Source organism: Arthrobacter sp. 10T413_2 (genome assembly GCF_056394205.1).
The window spans coordinates 1-18,097 of record NZ_JBFTHK010000089.1 but is presented as its reverse complement, the minus strand read 5'-3'; the positions used below and the strand labels follow the sequence as shown (position 1 = coordinate 18,097).

Sequence of the window (18,097 nt, the reverse complement as noted above, 5' to 3'; positions counted from 1 at the left end):
TCCATCGAGTCCTGGATCGAGTGGGGCGGATCGATGGCTTTGAGCTCCACCCGGGAGACGCGGATGCCCCATCGTCCCGTCGCCTCGTCGAGCACTCCGCGGAGCTGGCCGTTGATCTGGTCGCGCGACGTCAGCGCTTCCTCGAGGTTGAGCCCGCCGACCACGTTGCGCAGTGTTGTGGTGGTGAGCTGCTCCACGGCCTGGATGTAGTTCGCGATCTCATAGGTGGCGGCGCGGGCATCGGTGACCTGGAAGTACACCACGGTGTCGATCGAAACCACCAGGTTGTCCTCGGTGATGACGGGCTGCGGCGGGAAGGAAACCACCTGCTCGCGGAGGTCCAGCAGCGGCAACAGGCGGTCCACGAACGGAATGAGCAGGGTGAGGCCGGGATTCAGGGTGCGTTGGTATTTGCCCAGCCGTTCAACGACGCCGGCCCGGGCTTGCGGAATGATCCGGACCGACCGGACCAGCACAATAATTACGAACGCAATCAGTACCAGCAGCACAATTGCGATTGCGATATCCATACATCACCTATTCCCCAGTTGTTTGATTTTGGTGTCGCTGTGGCAGATCCGCGGCGGTGCGGCCCGTTGCCGGTGCCGGCAGGATGTCCTGCCGCCTCTTTATTGGATGGCCGACTCCGGCTGCGGAGCCACGATCGCCGTGGCACCGTCGATGGCGCTGACCACGGCCTGCTGGCCGGGCGAGAGCACCCCGGATTCGGACCGGGCGCTCCAGACGTCCCCGCCAATCTTGACGAGGCCGCCGGTCTCGCTCACTGCCTMCATGACGAGGGCGGATTCGCCGATGAGTCTTTCGATGTTGCTGCGCTGGTCCGCCGGGCCCTTATGGAGATGCTTGAGGGCCACCGGCCGGACAAAGCCGATCATCAGCAGGGACACAACGCAGAAGGCGATGATCTGCAACCACAGATCGGCGCCGGCGAAGTCCGCCACCAGTCCGGCGAGGGCACCTCCGCCGAGCATGATGAAGAACAGGTCCAGGGTGAGCATCTCGACCACGGCAAACAGGAGGAACAGGGTGAGCCACAGCGCCCACCAGTTCTCGACCAGCCATACAGACATCAATTCCCCCTTGAGTTCCGGGAGCTGAAAACACAGCCCCTCAGTAACTGTCTTTCCATCCTAAACTGAAGGGCAACGGCTGGACCCGGGCGCCGAAAATTGATGGACAACGTGGCCAAGTCGTTACGTGCCGGGCTGATTCCCCGCCCCGGTGACGGGTTCAGCGGTGCGGGCTTGCCCCGGCGTCGCGACGGGTCAGCTCGCGGGAACCGGTTCGAAGACGCTGATCCGGAATCGGGCCGAGACGGCGGTGCGCGGCGGAAGTCCGGCMTCAAGCGCCGCGAGGGCGGCCCGGTCCAGATGGTGTCCGGCCGGACCCATCAGGGCAAGGTTGGTGACGTCGCGCGGGCTCAGGGTCAGCGCCAGGTCCAGATCCCGGGCTCCGACGGGAGCGAAGTGCGTGCMCAGGGATGCCGMGAGCCGCTCGTCCTTGGCCGGCTCGATCCCCAGCATCCCGGTCTGTCMGGCGATCTCGGCCAGGTGGCCGGGCCGGGGCGTCACCACCACGAGGCGGCCGCCGGGCCGGAGCACCCGGGCGAACTCCGGCGCGTTGCGCGGCGCAAAGACCACCGTAACGACGTCGACGGCGTTGTCCTCGACCGGCAGCGGCTGCCAGACATCCCCGGCCACGTTGAGGGCTTCCGGGTTCATCCTGGCGGCGCGGCGCAGCGCGAACTTGGAAATGTCCAGGCCGATGGCCGCAGCCGAAACACTACCCGCCGAAGGGCGCTCGGGGTCGGCCCCCTCGGATTCAGCCCCGTCCGGTGCAAACCTGTCCAGCAGCGTCCTGAGGTAGTGGCCTGTGCCCGTTCCGGCATCCAGCACCGTGGGCCGCCCGCCCGGTGAAGCTGCGAGCGCCGGCAAGGCCACCTCGGCAACGGCATCGGCCAGCGGCTGATAGTGCCCTGCGGAGAGGAAGTCGAAGCGGGCCGCGACCATGTCTKCGCTGTCCGCCTCAAATACCGTCCCCTTACCGACCAGAAAGTTGAAGTACCCCTGCTTGGCGGCATCGAAGCTGTGGCCGGCGCCGCACTGCAGGGACGGGGCGCCAGCGTCGCTGGACCGCAGGCTGGTCCTGCACACCGGGCACAGCAGGGGGAAGTCGCGGGMGGGAGGCATACCTTCATCCTAAGCGCGGATTCCGGGGGCGCTGCGCGGAATCAGCCCAGCGGAATCAGCGTTCTGGGATCGCCGCGTCAGCTGATCCGCTCAGCCAGGGCCACGATGATTCCCTCTGGACCCCGCACGTAGGCCATGCGCCAGACGTCCTCATACTGGCCGATGCCACCGACCAGCCCGTACCCCTCCCCGGCMAGCCGATCGACGTGCGCCTGGAGATCATCGACCTCGAAGGCGACACTGCGCAGCCCGAGTTCGTTGGCCATGGCGGCGGGCGATCCCGGCTCGGGGTCGGGCCGGACGAAGCTGGAAAGCTCCACCCCTGCACCTCCGTCAGGCGTTCGCAACATCACGATCTCTGTGCGGGAATCAGGGATTGCTATGACCGTGTCGATGAACTCGCCCTCCACGAACGTCCGGCCCTCAATCTCCAGACCGAGTCCAACGAAGAACGCTGTCACCTTGTCGAGGTCCTGGACCGTGACGCCGACGTGGTCKAACCGCATGATTCGCGACATGAGCAAAGCCTCCAAGCCGTGGTTCCAAACCGCCCAAGACCGAGCCTACGGTGGATTCACGGCGCGAGAAACACTCTCGAAATAGGAGCTGATCGAAGGGATAAGACATGCCGGCGGTATCGGCGGGACAGGGGACATGTCCCGTGTCCGCGCCACAYCGGACCGGCGTGAGKTATTTCACAGCCTGCGCGCCCCGGGTTAGGCTCGCAAGCGTGAAATCTGAACATCTACCGCTGCTCAATTCCGTTTCCGCCCCTGCCGTGCATCCGGACGGCTCACGTGCCGTCGTGTCCGTGATTCGCCCGGACTTCGATGCCGACACTTACGTGGGCCAGTTGTGGACGCTCCCGCTTGGCTCGGACCCGGGTCGGGACCCCCTCGATCCGGACCGGCGGCCGCGCCGCCTGACCCGCGGCTTCCGTGACACGGCGCCGGATTTTTCCCCGGACGGCCGGGCCCTTGCGTTCCTGCGGGCGGCCGCGGGCGGGAAGCCGCAGCTCCATGTCGTGGAAGCGGCCGGCGGCGAACCCCAGCAGCTCACGGCCGCACCGCTGGGTGTCAGCTCGTTTGCTTGGTCGCCCGATTCCGGGAGCATCGTCTTCAGTGCCAGGACCCCGGAGGAGGGCCGGTACGGCAGCGTCGACGGCGTCGGTGCAGGCAKCGAGGACGCCCGGCTCATCACCGACTTCAAGTACCGGATGAACGGTCTTGGCTATACCGCCGACAAACCGCTCCAGCTGTTCCTCGTGGACGTGCCGCCGCTTGACGCTGAACCGAAGGCCGCCCCGGCCGGACGCGCGTTGAAGGCCCTCGGCGCCGCGGCCGATCCGCATGAGCCCGCCGCCAGCCTGCTGCCCGCCGCCCGGCAACTCACCAGCGGGGCAGCCGATCACGACGGCGCAAGCTTCAGCGCCGACGGCGGCACGATCTTCTTCACCGCGGCCCTCCACGAAGGGCGCGACACCGACCTCGTGAGCGGCATTTACTCGGTCCCCGCMGCCGGCGGGGAGCCGGAGGCCATCAGACCGGCCGGGGCTGGGCAGCAGAGCGTCAGTGCCGTCCGCCAGTCGGCGGATGGGCAGTGGCTCTTCTTCCTGGCCCAGGATCTCGGACCCTCAGGACACGACTTTGTTGCCAGGAACACCGCCTTGTTTGCCATGCCGGCCACAGGCGGCCAGGCTACAGCCCTCAGCKATGTGGAGACCCTGGACCTGTCCGGCGGGAGCCGGATCGAACTGCGTGGCGCCGCGGGCGCCCTGGTGCTGAACAACGCGCGGGGAACCGTGGAACTGCACGAGTTCCTCGCCGGCGGCGGCCACACCGTGCTCCTGGACGGCAACCGGGTAGTCACCGGCGCCGTCGACGCCGGAGGCTCCCTCGTAGTGAGCTTCAGCGACTCCACCACGGCCGGCGACGTTGCCGTGCTCGACGGCGGGCAGCTGCGGCGGCTGACGGATTTCTCCGCGCCGCTGCGGAGCGTTGCGGACATCAACGAGCCGCAGGAACTCACGATGCCTTCGGCCGACGGCTACCCGGTCCATGGCTGGCTCGTGAAACCTGCGGGCCCCGGTCCGCACCCGGTGCTGCTGAACCTTCACGGCGGCCCGTTTGCCCAGTTCAGCGTGGCCTTGTTCGACGAAGCGCCGGTCTATGCCGKGGCCGGCTACGCCGTGCTCATGTGCAACCCGCGGGGCTCGGCCGGCTACGGGCAGGCCCACGGACGGTCCATCAAGGAGCGGATGGGCACCGTGGACATGCAGGACGTTCTGGCCTTCCTGGACGGGGCCGTGGAGAAGTTCGACGAACTGGATGCTGCCAACGTCGGCATCATGGGCGGATCCTATGGMGGCTACCTGACAGCCTGGACCATCAGCCACGATCACCGCTTCCGGGCAGCCATCGTGGAACGCGGCTTCCTGGATCCGGTGAGCTTCACCGGGTCCTCGGATATCGGCTGGTTCTTCGGCGGTGAGTACACGGGCCGTACGGCGGAGCAGATGGCCGCCCAGAGTCCGATGGCGCGAGTGGACAACGTGCGGACGCCGTCGCTGGTGATCCACAGCGAGGATGACCTCCGCTGCCCCGTGGAGCAGGGCCAGCGCTACTTCACGGCCCTCAAGCAGCAGGGGGTTGAGACCGGATTCCTGGTCTTCCCGGGCGAGAACCACGAGCTATCGCGCTCCGGCACCCCGCACCACCGCAAGCAGCGCTTCGACGAAATCCTCAAGTGGTGGGCCCGCTACCTGCCGTCCGGGAAGAACCCGGCACCGCAGCCTAGTCCTCCGCYGTGCCCGGCAGGAAACCGAGTTCCTGCCKGGCACGGCTGATGTCCGGCTGGGCCCAGCGGGCTGAGTATTCAGCATTGTTGCTGATGGAGCGCAGCTCGGCCCGGTCGAGGTACAGGATGCCGTGCAGGTGGTCGGTTTCGTGCTGGACAATCCGGGCCTGCCAGCCAGTGAAAGTCCGCTGCAGCTGTGTGCCGTCCGGTGTTGTGAAGTCGAGCTGGACCGACTCCGGCCGCAGCACGGCAGCCTGCAGGCCGCCGACGGAGAGGCACCCTTCGTAGAACGCCACGGACGTCCTGCCAAGGGACTGATAGCGCGGGTTCAGCATGGCAAAGAACGGCAGCGGTTCCCGTCCGCGGACGGCAGCCACCTCGGGATCGACGGCAAACTGGTCCTCCAGGACGGCGATCTGCAGGGGGATCCCGAGTTGGGGTGCTGCCAGGCCAACGCCCGGTGCCTTGTGCATCACGCTGCGCATGAGGTCGATGAGGTGACCGAGTTCGGCGTCGGTCACCTGGCCTTCGAACGGCGCGGCCACGTGCCGGAGGACCGGATGCCCGGCCTGAACGATCGGCGGCAGGATGCCCGCGCTCAAGATCTCCTGGACGGTCTCCTGGATCCGGGCGGCGCTGTAGTCGGTGGGCCTGGCATCAATGGACATGCCCTCAGACTACTGGCGGCCGCAAGCAGTTGTAACAAATTCGTAGATCTGCCCCCGAAGTTTGCCGCCGGCAGCGATCTTTAGGACGCCCTCCCGGCCCGCCACCGTGATGAGCAGCGGCAGGAGTGTGCCCACTTTGTCTTCGGCCACGGCATGGGGATCGCAGCGGGCGGGCCGGATTCCAAGCCGCAGTTCCGTCGCCGCCCCGCCGGCGCGAACCGTMACCGCCCGCGGCCACGGAGCAACCGGGGACTCGGCCAACAGGGTGGTTTCCTCAATCCTGTCTATCGCCAACTCACCCGCGTCAGCACCGCCGCTGCCCCCTGCCTTGGCGGCGGCCGGTGTAACGAGCAGACGCACGACGGCGGTCCGCCCGTCCGCGGCGACCTTAAGGTCCGGAGCCAGGGCGAAAGCCGCCACCGCTGCGGCTTCGCGGGTCAGGCACATCTCAGCGTTGTTACGCGCCAGGACCCCGAACGGATCTTCAGCCGTGGTTGGGCCGGTGGCCGGGTCTGTTGTAGCGGCTGCTGGCGGCGCCAGCCGGAGGGTCACCTGCGCTGATCCGGTGGTTCGGGTGGTCCCGCTGGTTTCGTCCCCGGGCACCCCGTGGGATGCGTCAGTGCTGTTACATTCCGGCGCGGATAATGGTGCMGGCAGGCTCTTCGTCTGGCCGGGCGGCAGCACGATACCRCCGGCGGTCGCGGGCCAGGCGATCGGGGCCGCGAAGAGCGGCGTGCTCAGTTMAGCACCGAGGACCGTCAGAGGAGCGACCGTGGTGTTCGTGAGTTGGATTTCGATGATCTGATTGCTGTAGTTGTCGCGAAACTGGTTGATTTCAACGGTCACCGGCGCGGCGGCGGTGGCTGTCGCTGCGGCTGTTGGAGCGGAGGGCGTGCCCGCGGACCCGCCACCGGTGCCCGTGCTGCAGGACGCTGCGGCACCCAGTACKGCCACGGCGGACGCTGCGCTGCACAGTGTGCGGAACACTGTGCGGAACACTGTGCGGCGCCGCCGCGGCACGGAGAGGCCGTCCATGTGCACAGTCTATTCCGCGACACTGAAACCCATGGGCCGGTCAGCCACGGGAGCTTCAATGCATGGTGAACCGGCGGGCGATMAACGAATTCACCGCCGGGACTGCGGCCACGCCGCCGATGACCCGGTTCCGGACTGYCAAGAGGCCGTCCGCGAGGGGCCGGCCCAGGGCCATGTTGATTTCCGCCCGGCGGGCAGCCTTAGCGGCCGCTTTCAGGCGGGCGTGTTCAAAAGTCCGCAGACGGTCCGCTACATCGTGGCCGCGCGCCGCCGCCGTCATGATCGGCGCCAGGTCCGCGGCATCCAGCCAGCCCAGGTTCATGCCCTGCCCGCCGATGGGGCTCACCTCGTGGGCCGCATCCCCGATCATCACCACCCGGCCGGCCGCCATCCGGCGCACCAGGCGGGTGCGGACGCCAAAGCTGCTGAGCATGCTGTTGGTCCCGGGGTCGATCTCGAGTCCCGTCCGGTCCCGCACGCACTGCATCAGCCACCGGGCATCGCCGGCGCGATCGTCGGCGGCCGGGTCACGGGCAGCAAGCTCACGGGCAATGAAGTCTCCGGGGCCCAGCCGGACCACCCAGCGGCGCAGCCGACCGGGCAGGGGAAACGACTCCACTATTCCCGCACCGGCCAGGAACAAAGCCGCGTCGGGACCAAACCCGGTCCCGTCCGCGAAGTCGCCCATGAGGTAGCTGTCCGGATGGTCCTTGGTGCGCAGGGCGATGCCCTGCACGGACCGCACTGTGGACCGCACCCCGTCGGCGGCGATGACCAGCGGCGCCGTGTAGCGGCGGGCGCCCCTCGGGGATGCGGCTTCCACCGTGACCCGGACGCCGTCGTCGGACAACCCGGTGACACGGACGGCGCGGTGCACAGCGCCGCCGTCGAGCTCGTTGACCCGCTGTTCCAGCAGCGCCTCGGTAYGGCCCTGAGGCAGGGACAGCACGAACGGGAAGCGATCCGAGACTCCGGCGAAGGACATCGTGGCGAGCGTCYTTCCGCGGGCCAGGGCGACTCCGCGGCGGATCTGAATGCCCTCGGCAACCAGCGTTTCCCCGACTCCTGCGCGGGCGAGCGCCTCGAGGGCCGGCGGATGGATGCCGATAGCCCGCGAATGGGGCTCCGGGGCGCTCCGCTGCTCCAGGACCTGCACCTCAACCCCCTCCTGGAGCAGCAGGGCGGCCATGAAGAGTCCCACCGGGCCGGCGCCGATGATCAGCACATCAGCCACCGGCGGGTGGTCCTTCCGGGTAGCCGGCGTCGGCGGTGTCCAGCAGAAGGAGGTTGCGGAAGGGGGTGTGGCGGGCAACCGTCCAGCCCGGGGGAGCGGCGGCAGTCAGTTCCGCTGCGGTGAAGCTTCGCCGGATCGAGGTCAGCCCGTCCTGCCGGATGTAGGAGCCGGTGAACACCCAGGAGGCGGCGCCGAAGAGCGCGTAGGCGGCGGGGCTGCGGCGGATGTCGTTGTGGATCACCATGCCGCGGGACAGCCTGGCGGATTCTGCCAGGAATCCCGGCAGTCCGTCCAGGTGGTGCAGTACATGGTTGGACATCACGAAGTCATAGCTGCGGCCCTCTGCGACAAGCTCCGCGGCGGCCGCCTGGCGGAAGGTGATGCCCGCCGACGCGTGCCGGTCCGTGGCGAACAGGCTTGCCCGCGGATCCGGGTCAATKGCCGTGATGTCGAGGCGCAGACCGTCCCGGCCGGCCCAACGCGACAGCAGCACCGGAACATCGCCCCCGCCGCAACCGATGTCCAGCAGGGTCATCGGGGTGTCCGGGGTCAGCCGCGGCCGCACACGGCGCCGATAGATGCCGCGCCACCCGGCGACCGCACGGTTGACGAGCGCGAACTGGGCATAGGTGCGCTCCAGGCGGCCGGGATCGCAGCCGGGCAGGTCCATTTCCTCGACGGCGTCGGACGCGCGGTCCCGCAGAAGGACTGAACGGAGTCGATCCGTCGTGAACTGCCGCACGTTGGAGGGTTTCAGCGTGGCCGCTTTCAGGCCCGCACCGAGACGGGCTGCGCCGGATCTGCGCCAGCGGTCTCGGCGTCGGGAGTTTCCGCGGCTGCGGCGGCCCGGTGCACCGGAAGCCGGGTGAAGAGCGCCGTTTCCACGGTCAGGCCCGGGCCGAAGGCCATGGAGCAGATCCGTTCCGCACCCGGCTGGACGGCAGGAACGCCTGTGCCGTCCCCGTCCTCACCGGCGGCCGGCAGGTCAAGGATGTGCTTGATGACGAACAGGACGGTGGCACTGCTCATKTTGCCGAAGTTGCGCAGTGTTTCACGGGCGGGGACAAGTTGTTCGTCGCTGAGCTCCAGCCTGGACTGGACCTTGTCCAGGATGCTCCGGCCGCCGGGATGGATGGCCCAGTGCTGGATGTCGCCGTAGGGGAGTCCGTGCAGCGAGCCGTCCCGTGACAAGAGAGGTTCGAGGGCGCCGATGATGTGGTCATCGATGATGTGCGGGACATAGTTCCCCAGGACCATCTCGAAGCCTTCGTCGCCGATGTTCCACGCCATGGATTCCTCCCCGACCGGCGTCAGGACGGTTTCGAAATGGTCCAGTTGCAGCAGGGCKGGTTCACCGGGGATGTCCCGGGCGGTGATGACGGCGGCAGCGGCGCCGTCGGCAAACAGCGCCGACCCCATGATGGTGTCGGGGTCGTTGGAGGTCCGGACGTGGAGTGAGCACAGTTCGGCGCAGACCACCAGCACCACCGCCTCGGGATCTGCCTCACAAAAAGACTTCGCCGCCCGTAACGCCGGGAACGCGGCGTAGCAGCCCATGAAGCCCAGGTGGTACCGCTGAACAGCCGGGTTCAGGCCCAGGGCGCGGACGATCTTGTAGTCCGGCCCGGGATTGAAAAATCCGGTACAGGAAACGGTGATCAGGTGGGTTACGTCCAGCACATCGACCCCCGGGCAGGCATCCAGGGCTTTCTGGGCGGCTTCAATGAAGAGCTTGGTGGCTTCCGTGGCGAAGATATCGTTCCGGACCTTGGTGCTGGGGCTGAGCAGCAGGCCAGTAGCAGGGTCGAAGAATTGCGGATCTTGCGCCCGGCTGTCGGTGGTGAGCTCTTTGACGGCCGTATGCCGGGTGTCGATGGCTGCGGAGTCAAAACAGGTGTTGACGAGGCGGGATCCGAGCCGCGTCAGGCCCGGCTGGGCGGCGAACACGGCCCTAGCCTCGGGCTGGACCAGAATGGTTGGCGGGACTGCAGTTTCCAAAGACCTCAGGTAGACCGTCATGGTTCATTCTCAGTGAGCCCGGCGTCAAAGACAATGCATGGGACGGAGATTCGGGGGCGCCGGCGGCACTGGACAAGTCCGGCGGAGCGTAGCACGATCACAGATGTGACCAGCATGCCCGCCCCCGATCCGCAGCAAAGCGATCCGCAGCCACGAGAYGAGCAACGCCTCCGCGATCTCGCGCGGATGCGCCGCGTCCGCGACCGGATGGATAGGGAGTACGCGCAGCCACTCAACGTCGAGGCCCTTGCCCGCGGCGTGCACATGTCCGCCGGGCACCTCAGCCGCGAATTCCGTCTGGCCTACGGTGAGTCCCCGTACAGCTACCTGATGACGCGCCGGATMGAGCGCGCCATGGCACTGCTGCGCCTCGGCGACCTCAGCGTCACTGAGGTCTGCTTCGCCGTCGGCTGCTCCTCGCTGGGTACCTTCAGCAGCCGCTTCACCGAGCTGGTCGGGGTGCCTCCCAGCGTCTTCCGGCGGGAGGCAACGCGCACGACGGCGGGCATGCCGTCCTGCGTGGCGAAACAGGTCACCCGACCGGTCAGGAATCGAGAAGCGCGGGCCCCCGAGCCGCAGCTAGCATGAACGCCATGGACATCACCATTCACTCGAGTTTCCTCCCACACACCGATCCGGACGCCTCTCTGGCCTTCTACCGCGACACCCTCGGTTTCGAGGTCCGCAACGACGTCGGCTACGGCGGGATGCGGTGGCTTACGGTCGGCCCCGCCGGGCAACCGGGCACGTCAATCGTGCTGGAACCGCCGGCCGCGGACCCCGGCATCACCGACGGCGAGCGCGGCACCATCGCCGAGATGATGGCCAAGGGCACCTACGCACGGGTCCTCCTGGCCACGACCGACGTCGACGGCACGTTCGAGCGGMTGCAGGCCAGCGGCGCCGAGGTCGTCCAGGAGCCCACCGACCAACCCTACKGGGTCCGTKACTGCGCCTTCCGCGATCCCGCGGGCAACCTGATCCGCATCCAGGAACCGCGCTGAGCCCTCCGCAGCCCCGCCTATAAAGCAGGGCCGGGGCCGCCCCCGATGCTGGTTAGATAGAGCACAGCGACGCCGACAGGGACCGCGAAGGCGGGCCCGTAGAACAGATGGAGACACCATGAGCATGGCCACGGGGACGGACACGGAGGCGCCCGCGCAGCAGATTGCCGACACCCACGACATGATCCGCGTGCAGGGCGCCCGCGAGAACAACCTCAAGGATGTCAGCATCGAGATCCCGAAGCGACGCCTGACGGTGTTCACCGGCGTCTCCRGCTCGGGTAAAAGCTCCCTGGTGTTCGGCACGATCGCCGCGGAGTCGCAGCGGATGATCAACGAGACCTACAGCGCCTTCGTGCAGGGCTTCATGCCGACGCTCCAACGGCCCGACGTCGACCTCCTGGAAGGCCTGACGACGGCGATCATCGTCGACCAGGAACGGATGGGCGCCAACCCGCGCTCGACCGTCGGCACCGCCACCGACGCCAACGCCATGCTCCGCATCCTCTTCAGCCGGCTCGGGCAGCCGCACATCGGTTCGCCCACCGCGTTCTCCTTCAACGTCCCGACGCGCAAGGCGAGCGGGGTGATGAGCACCGAGAAGGGCGGCAGGGTCGAGAGGAACGTGGTGCGCGACGTGGTGTACCAGGGCGGCATGTGTCCGCGCTGCGAGGGCATGGGCTCGGTGACTGACTTCGACCTCACGGCGCTGTATGACGACACCAAGTCACTCAGTGAAGGTGCACTCACGATCCCCGGCTACAGCATGGACGGCTGGTACGGCCGCATCTTCAGCGGTTCCGGCTTCTTCGACATGGACAAGCCGATCAGCAAGTTCACCAAGAAGCAACTGGACGACCTCCTCTACAAGGAACCGACAAAGATCAAGGTCGAGGGCATCAACCTCACGTACGAGGGGTTGATCCCGAAGATCCAGAAGTCGATGCTATCCAAGGACGTCGACGCGCTGCAGCCGCACGTGCGCGCGTTCGTGGAACGGGCGATCACGTTCACGACCTGCCCCGAATGCGGCGGCACCCGGCTCAGCAAGGAGGCGTTGTCCTCGAAGATCAAGGGGAAGAACATCGCAGAGGCCTGCGCCATGCAGATCAGCGACCTCGCCGACTGKGCCCGCGGCCTTGACGAACCCTCCKTGGCCCCGCTGCTCGCCGGACTCCAGCACATCCTCGACTCATTCGCGGGGATCGGCCTGGGCTACCTCTCCCTTGACCGGCCGGCGGGCACCCTGTCCGGGGGAGRGGCACAGCGGACCAAGATGATCCGCCATCTCGGCTCCTCGCTGACCGACGTCACCTACGTCTTCGACGAGCCGTCGATCGGCCTGCATCCCCATGACRTCGAGCGGATGAACAGGCTGCTGCTCCAACTTCGCGACAAGGGCAACACCGTGCTCGTCGTGGAGCACAAGCCGGAGATGATAGCGATCGCCGACCACGTCGTCGACCTCGGCCCCGGCGCCGGCACCGGGGGCGGCAACGTGTGCTTCGAGGGCACGGTGGAGGGGCTGCGGGGGAGCGAGACCATCACCGGGCGTCACATCGACGACCGGRCCAGCCTCAAGGGCTTGCTGCGTTCGTCGTCGGGCACGCTGGAGATCCGCGGCGCGTCCATGCACAACCTCAAGGATGTGGACGTCKACATTCCGCTCGGGGTGCTCTGTGCCGTCACTGGCGTCGCCGGCTCCGGGAAGAGCTCGTTGATCCACGGCTCGATCGACGGCCGCGAGGGCGTAGTTGTGGTCGACCAGAGCGCGATCCGCGGCTCACGGCGGAGCAACCCGGCGACGTACACCGGGCTGCTGGACCCGATCCGGAAGGCGTTCGCGAAGGTCAACGGGGTGAAACCGGCGCTCTTCAGCTCCAACTCCGAGGGCGCATGCYCCGCGTGCAACGGCGCCGGCGTCATCTATACCGACCTGGGAGTCATGGCGACGGTCGAATCCGTTTGCGAGGAGTGCGACGGGAAGCGGTTCCTGGCCTCGGTGCTKGAGTACCGGCTGGGCGGCCGGAACATCGCTGAAGTCCTCGGGATGTCGGTGGCCGAGGGCGTGGACTTCTTCGACGACGGCGGGGCCAAAACACCCGCCGCGCACAAGATCCTGGGCCGGCTCGCCGACGTCGGCMTCGGCTACCTGACGCTCGGCCAGCCCCTCACCACGCTGTCCGGCGGCGAACGGCAGCGRCTCAAGCTCGCCACCCAGATGGCCGAAAARGGCGACGTCTACGTCCTCGACGAGCCGACCACCGGCMTGCACCTGGCCGACGTCGAGCAGTTGCTTGGTCTTTTGGACCGCCTCGTGGATTCGGGCAAGTCGGTCATCGTCATCGAGCATCACCAGGCGGTCATGGCGCACGCCGACTGGATCATCGACCTTGGCCCCGGCGCAGGCCACGACGGCGGCACACTGGTCTTTGAGGGCACACCCGCCGACCTCGTCGCCGAACGTTCAACACTCACCGGCCAGCACCTCGCGGCTTACGTCGGCGCCTGAACAAGGCGGTGGCTTGCCGGCTTGTCCACAGCAGGCCAGCACCGCTGTCCCCAAAAGGCTTAGTCTCTGGTTTGTGCCCTGAGATGTTGGCGCAGGCCGGGGATGGCGAAGTCGACTTTTCCGTGGCCGGCGGCTTCAATGAGGCCCGCTGCCAGCAGTCTTGAGCGGTAGTTCGCGACGAGATTTGTCCTGGCGCCGATGCGCCGGCCGATGTCCCCGGCCGCGGAGGGTCCGTCGTCCTCTGCCATGGCGTGCAGGAAGTCCAGGTCTTTGGGGGAGACGGTGGCGAGTGCGGCTTCGATCACGGTGCGGGCGTTGCGCCGGTTTGCCGCCGCAATACCGCGCTCGACTGACTCGGGAGTGAGTGTTCCCTGGTTGATCTCCGCTTCCTTCCAGAGGAAGTATCCGACCAGTTGGATGAGGAACGGATACCCTCCCGTGGCGTCTGCTGCACGGCGGACCAGGGCGGGGGAGACCTCGAAGGATGCTTCGGCGAAGGTGTGGGCGAACGACTCTTCCACTTCCCGCACGGCGGCAGCGTGAAGGTCTATCTTGTCGGCCCGGCGGAGGAACGTGGCGACTCCCTCGTTGAGCAGGTCCGACACCGCGGCCGGCAGTCCGGCGAAGACCAAACCGATGGGGAGCCGGTCCTGGGTGAAGTGCTGGACACTGGCGGCCAGCTGGGCCAGTTCGCCGCGGTCGGCGGCATGAATCTCGTCTACCGTGATGACCAGGCCGGTGCCTCGCTTGTCAAGAAGCGTAAGGAGGTCCTGTCCCAGGGTCCGCCACGCCACCTGGCGTTCAGGCGGGAGCTGCGTGGTGATGCTGAAACCTGCGGCGGCCACGGCAGTGATGCGCCGGACCACCGGGCCAGTGCCGAGTTCTTCGGCGAGCTGGCGCATCGATTCGCCAATGCGCCCCATGAAACCTGCGGTGGCGGTCTCGGAAACCACCGCCCACCCGTGTTCGCGGGCGATATCGTGGGCGGCGCCGATCATCACGGTCTTGCCGATTCCCCGGGCGCCGGTGAAGATCGTCAAGAGGCCKGGGGCGCCGGATCCCAGGCGCAGCCCGTACTCGAACTCATCCAGCACACCGGCCCTGCCGAGGATTTCCGGCGGTGTGGCACCTGCCGAGGGTCGAAACGGGTTATCCATCGACGGGCTCCTGTGAGTGCTTGTGTGTCTTGTGAGTTTGAGCGAACGCTATGAGCATATGTGAGTTTTGTGAGTTCTCGCGTGCCGTGACGCTTGAGCGTCCATAACCTGGCTGGAATGGATMCACGTTGCCGGCGGGCTTGTGCGTCACGTCCTCGCGCGTGGGTTTCCGAGGATGTTCTCCGCCGTTGGAACCCAGCGGCTTCTGATTGTCGCGGCAGGCGCGGATACTTTGGCGACGCAGCTCAAGCGCGCCGAATACGAAGACGTAGCTGTGGTCACACCGAGGCGCACAACGAGGCGCACAGAGTCGGGGCTCCGCTAAGCCACTTCCGGCTGATTATTGAACGCCGATAATCAACATTATGTAAAGTATAATGATGATTATTGCATCGGATGCAATATCACTGGCCCCGAGCCCCCTCCCATCACTACGGGACCGTTTCGATCGGCGAAACCGCCTCCGACCTGCGCAAATGCTCCAACGGCGGATGGTTCAAAGCATCCTGCCGGAGACATCCGGGCGCCGGTCCGGTCATCCATCCCGCCCAAACATGAGCCGTTGAACTGYGGATTTGCAACGATCCTGCACTAATTGCATGATTCATTMATCCAATGCAATGTCAGGGAGGATTGTTGTGGCGGTTGATTCTGCCGGCMGGGTGCTGGAGTTCGGTGATGTGCGGTTCCTGCATCCCGAGGATCAGGTGTTCGCCMAGATGCTCACCGGGTGGCGCAACCAGCAGCTGAGCCGGAACCTGGCATTTGGCACCATCGATTCCAGGGAACGGCTAGTGACGCGGTTCCAGGAATACACCAACGAATACCCCTGGCAGTGGACACCGTCCCACGTCGACGAGTTCTTCGGAGACCTGCGCAGCGTCAAGCAGACCGCCCAGTCCACGATCCGGTCCTATCAGGCCGCCCTGCGGGCCTTCTGCTCCTACGCGGCTTCTCCTGACTACGGCTGGGACAGGGTCTGCGAACAGTACTTCGGGGCGCATCCCTCGCAGGTCTGTTTCGATTGGAACAGCGCCGTCCACGCCCAGGCCACTGAATCGTCCCCGGTCCGGCGCCCGTTCACCCGCCGCGAGCTGCAGGCCTTCTTTGACCGTGCCGACGATGAAGTCGACCGGATCGTATCGCTGGGCCGGAAGGGCTGGCTCCCGGCCTACCGTGATGCGGTCCTGTTCAAGGTCGCGGACTGCTGGGGGCTGCGCCGCAACGAGGTCCGGCACCTGCAGACCTTCGATTTCGCCAGGAACCCGCACGCCCGCGAGTTCGGCAAATACGGGGTCCTGCAGGTCCGCTACGGGAAGGCCATGCGGGGTTCTTCCCMGAAGCGCCGGAGTGTCCTGACCGTGTTCAACTGGTCAGCTGAAATCGTCGCCGACTGGCTGGAACGCGGCCACACGCACATGACGGACGGGCTGGATCTCTTTCCGTCCGAACGCGGCACGCTTGTTTCAGAGACTGCGTTGAACCGCCGGTTCAACCGCTATTGCGAGGACCTGGGCCTCTCCCCCGGCCTGGACATCCACTCGCTGCGCCGTTCCTACATCACCCACCTGATCGAAGCCGGCATGGACCCCCTGTTCGTCCAGCACCAGGCCGGCCACGAGCACGCCTCGACCACGGCCCTCTACACCTCGGTCTCGAGTGACTACCGGGTCAAGACGCTGCGCCGGGCCCTGGATTCCACCGTCCGGGACGCGCTGGCCGGAATGGGAGACTGATCCTCATGAAACGAGAGATCGACTACCGCTGGCGGCTTCCGGAACTGATGGCAGCCCGGGGACTGCACAACAGCACCGACTTGAGCCCCTTGTTGAAGGAACGCGGCATCGAACTGTCGGCCTCGCAGGTCTACCGCCTGGTCACCCAGCGCCCGGAACGGATCTCGCTGATGATGGTCGCCGCCCTCTGCGACATCTTCGGCTGCGGACMCGAGGACCTGATCACCGTCGCGGCCGCGGACGCGAAAGTCCGCAAGGTCGCCTCCGACGCCAACGTCGTCGATCTAAACAAGACGATCCGTCCCAAACGCGCCCGCGTGATCCGCAATGACGGCTGAGATTACCCCGCGACCCATCAGACGGGGCCGTCCCCGCACCACAGGAGCGTTCATGTGCGACCGATGCTCCCGGCCAGMCGGCAAACACCGGGTCAGCTGGCCCGAAGGCAGGATCTGTGGGACCTGTTTCACAGCAGCCATGCGCACGCACGGCCMCTGCCCGGGCTGCGGCACGAACCGCATGCTCCCCGGACGATCCCCGGAACACGCCAACGAACCTGTTTGTGTTGACCGCGCAGACATCACGCAGGACTATCACTGCACACGTTGCRGCAMGGAGACAGAGCACTACCGCCAGGACACCTGCGCCCGCTGCTCGCTACGAGACKACCTGACCGTGCTGCTGCGCGTTGACGAATCAGTCCCTGGCCCGAAACGACGGCGGCGACACTCCTCACGGCCCTCTGCGGAGCCCAACGACCAGAAAGTATCCTGACCTGGCTCCGCAGGGCCGGCGTCCGTGATCTGCTCGGGCGCCTTGCCGCCGGCGACATCCCCCTCAGCCACGAGGCGCTGGATAAGGAACCGAACAGCAAACGGGTAGAGCACGTCCGCAGCCTACTCACCCACCACAACCTACTCCCGGACCGCGATCACTATCTCGCGCTCTTTGAACGGTGGATCATCAGCACGCTCGACGCCGTCGAAGACCCTGACGTCCGGCGGCCTGTTGAATCCTTTGCCCGCTGGCACCACCTTCGCCGCATCCGAAGCCTCCCGGGCGACGGGAGACCCACCCGCGGTCCCGTGCACAGTGCGAAGCAGGAAATCACCGAAACCATCAAATTCCTCACCTGGCTCAAAACCACCCACGGGCGGGCAGTTGARTCCTGCGTCCAGACCGACGTCGATGCMTGGCTGGCCGACGGACCCACCACCAGGCACGCCATCCGGACCTTCTGCATCCGGGCGGTCAACAACCGGACCTGCACCAACATCACCATCGGCCACCGCCAGGCCAAGACCATGCCGTTGCTAGGTCAGGACCAGCGGAACATCTGGCTTCGCGACCGAACATGCGAACAGGGAGCAGTTCCGGCAGCGAGTGGCTGTTCCCCGGCTACCGGATCGGCTGGCACATCCACCCCAACACACTCATGGAGCGTCTCCGGGAACTGGGCATCAACCTCCTTGGCGCACGGAACGCATCCCTCCGCGCGCTCGGCACGGAAGCTCCTCCCCCGCTCGTSGCCGAAATGCTCGGCTACAGCTACCAAGTCACACAGAAACACGCCACTGCAGCAGCGGATCCGTGGTCTCGATATGCTGCACGGTGACGGTACGCTCATCAAAAAGCGTTAGGGAGTACACATGGCGCCCGGAACCTTATTCGGTCTGGTGGTGATGGGAACTGGCATCTTTATCTTCGCCATTTCACGGGCCCTCAC

General features: G+C 66.6%; 17 protein-coding genes. 6 read left to right on the top strand and 11 right to left on the bottom strand.

All coding sequences use genetic code 11. The features are described 5' to 3' along the window. The 4 genes from AC1DBQ_RS14385 to AC1DBQ_RS14370 all read right to left on the bottom strand — a co-directional run. The coding region (locus AC1DBQ_RS14385; RefSeq protein WP_476929145.1) for an SPFH domain-containing protein at window positions 1-530 on the bottom strand (530 nt) is incomplete at its 3' end. A 99-nt stretch (window positions 531-629) separates the two neighbouring features. Next, entirely contained in the window at window positions 630-1,091 is a 462-nt protein-coding gene (locus AC1DBQ_RS14380) for an NfeD family protein (RefSeq protein ID WP_476929144.1), read from the bottom strand. Window positions 1,092-1,286: 195 nt separating this feature from the next. Further along, window positions 1,287-2,210 carry a putative RNA methyltransferase gene (locus AC1DBQ_RS14375; RefSeq protein ID WP_476929143.1) on the bottom strand — a complete coding sequence of 308 codons (924 nt, stop codon included), beginning with the start codon at window positions 2,208-2,210 and terminating at the stop codon, window positions 1,287-1,289. A gap of 77 nt (window positions 2,211-2,287) precedes the next feature. Further along, window positions 2,288-2,728 (bottom strand): VOC family protein, encoded by a 441-nt coding sequence (locus AC1DBQ_RS14370; RefSeq protein WP_476929142.1) that lies wholly within the window; start codon window positions 2,726-2,728, stop codon window positions 2,288-2,290. A gap of 212 nt (window positions 2,729-2,940) precedes the next feature. Between AC1DBQ_RS14370 and AC1DBQ_RS14365 the strand changes: the two genes are divergently transcribed. After that, entirely contained in the window at window positions 2,941-5,055 is a 2,115-nt protein-coding gene (locus tag AC1DBQ_RS14365; protein ID WP_476929141.1) for a S9 family peptidase, read from the top strand. Here AC1DBQ_RS14365 and AC1DBQ_RS14360 read toward each other — a convergent pair. The 5 genes from AC1DBQ_RS14360 to AC1DBQ_RS14340 all read right to left on the bottom strand — a co-directional run bounded on the left by AC1DBQ_RS14360 (window position 5,003) and on the right by AC1DBQ_RS14340 (window position 9,962). Then, window positions 5,003-5,674 carry a peptide deformylase gene (locus AC1DBQ_RS14360; protein ID WP_476929139.1) on the bottom strand — a complete coding sequence of 224 codons (672 nt, stop codon included), beginning with the start codon at window positions 5,672-5,674 and terminating at the stop codon, window positions 5,003-5,005. The two genes, AC1DBQ_RS14365 and AC1DBQ_RS14360, sit on opposite strands and share 53 nt — an antisense overlap. A 9-nt stretch (window positions 5,675-5,683) precedes the next feature. After that, window positions 5,684-6,709 carry a hypothetical protein gene (locus tag AC1DBQ_RS14355; RefSeq protein ID WP_476929138.1) on the bottom strand — a complete coding sequence of 342 codons (1,026 nt, stop codon included), beginning with the start codon at window positions 6,707-6,709 and terminating at the stop codon, window positions 5,684-5,686. A 55-nt stretch (window positions 6,710-6,764) separates the two neighbouring features. Next, a complete protein-coding gene (locus tag AC1DBQ_RS14350) occupies window positions 6,765-7,943 on the bottom strand; it encodes an FAD-dependent oxidoreductase (RefSeq protein WP_476929137.1) in 1,179 nt (392 codons plus the stop codon). Continuing rightward, window positions 7,936-8,613 carry a class I SAM-dependent methyltransferase gene (locus AC1DBQ_RS14345; RefSeq protein WP_476929147.1) on the bottom strand — a complete coding sequence of 226 codons (678 nt, stop codon included), beginning with the start codon at window positions 8,611-8,613 and terminating at the stop codon, window positions 7,936-7,938. Before AC1DBQ_RS14345 ends, AC1DBQ_RS14350 begins: the two co-directional genes overlap by 8 nt. Window positions 8,614-8,711: 98 nt before the next feature. Next, on the bottom strand, window positions 8,712-9,962 hold the full coding sequence (locus tag AC1DBQ_RS14340) for a type III polyketide synthase (RefSeq protein ID WP_476929136.1): 1,251 nt from the start codon (window positions 9,960-9,962) through the stop codon (window positions 8,712-8,714). 114 nt (window positions 9,963-10,076) lie between these two features. Here AC1DBQ_RS14340 and AC1DBQ_RS14335 point away from each other — a divergent pair, with 114 nt between their 5' ends. The 3 genes from AC1DBQ_RS14335 to AC1DBQ_RS14325 all read left to right on the top strand — a co-directional run bounded on the left by AC1DBQ_RS14335 (window position 10,077) and on the right by AC1DBQ_RS14325 (window position 13,478). Then, window positions 10,077-10,550 carry a helix-turn-helix transcriptional regulator gene (locus AC1DBQ_RS14335; RefSeq protein WP_476929146.1) on the top strand — a complete coding sequence of 158 codons (474 nt, stop codon included), beginning with the start codon at window positions 10,077-10,079 and terminating at the stop codon, window positions 10,548-10,550. Between the two features lie 5 nt (window positions 10,551-10,555). After that, window positions 10,556-10,966, top strand: coding sequence for a VOC family protein (locus AC1DBQ_RS14330; RefSeq protein ID WP_476929135.1), 411 nt, complete (start codon window positions 10,556-10,558; stop codon window positions 10,964-10,966). Window positions 10,967-11,084: 118 nt separating this feature from the next. Further along, complete coding sequence (locus AC1DBQ_RS14325) at window positions 11,085-13,478, top strand: ATP-binding cassette domain-containing protein (RefSeq protein WP_476929134.1); 2,394 nt, start codon at window positions 11,085-11,087, stop codon at window positions 13,476-13,478. Window positions 13,479-13,537: 59 nt separating this feature from the next. Here AC1DBQ_RS14325 and AC1DBQ_RS14320 read toward each other — a convergent pair whose 3' ends face one another. Continuing rightward, entirely contained in the window at window positions 13,538-14,635 is a 1,098-nt protein-coding gene (locus tag AC1DBQ_RS14320; RefSeq protein ID WP_476929133.1) for an ATP-binding protein, read from the bottom strand. Between the two features lie 638 nt (window positions 14,636-15,273). Between AC1DBQ_RS14320 and AC1DBQ_RS14315 the strand changes: the two genes are divergently transcribed. Further along, on the top strand, window positions 15,274-16,371 hold the full coding sequence (locus tag AC1DBQ_RS14315; RefSeq protein WP_476929132.1) for a tyrosine-type recombinase/integrase: 1,098 nt from the start codon (window positions 15,274-15,276) through the stop codon (window positions 16,369-16,371). A 5-nt stretch (window positions 16,372-16,376) separates the two neighbouring features. Then, on the top strand, window positions 16,377-16,709 hold the full coding sequence (locus AC1DBQ_RS14310) for a helix-turn-helix domain-containing protein (protein WP_476929131.1): 333 nt from the start codon (window positions 16,377-16,379) through the stop codon (window positions 16,707-16,709). Window positions 16,710-17,285: 576 nt separating this feature from the next. Here AC1DBQ_RS14310 and AC1DBQ_RS14305 read toward each other — a convergent pair. Continuing rightward, window positions 17,286-17,522, bottom strand: coding sequence for a hypothetical protein (locus tag AC1DBQ_RS14305; protein WP_476929130.1), 237 nt, complete (start codon window positions 17,520-17,522; stop codon window positions 17,286-17,288). Window positions 17,523-18,097: the final 575 nt, after the last annotated feature.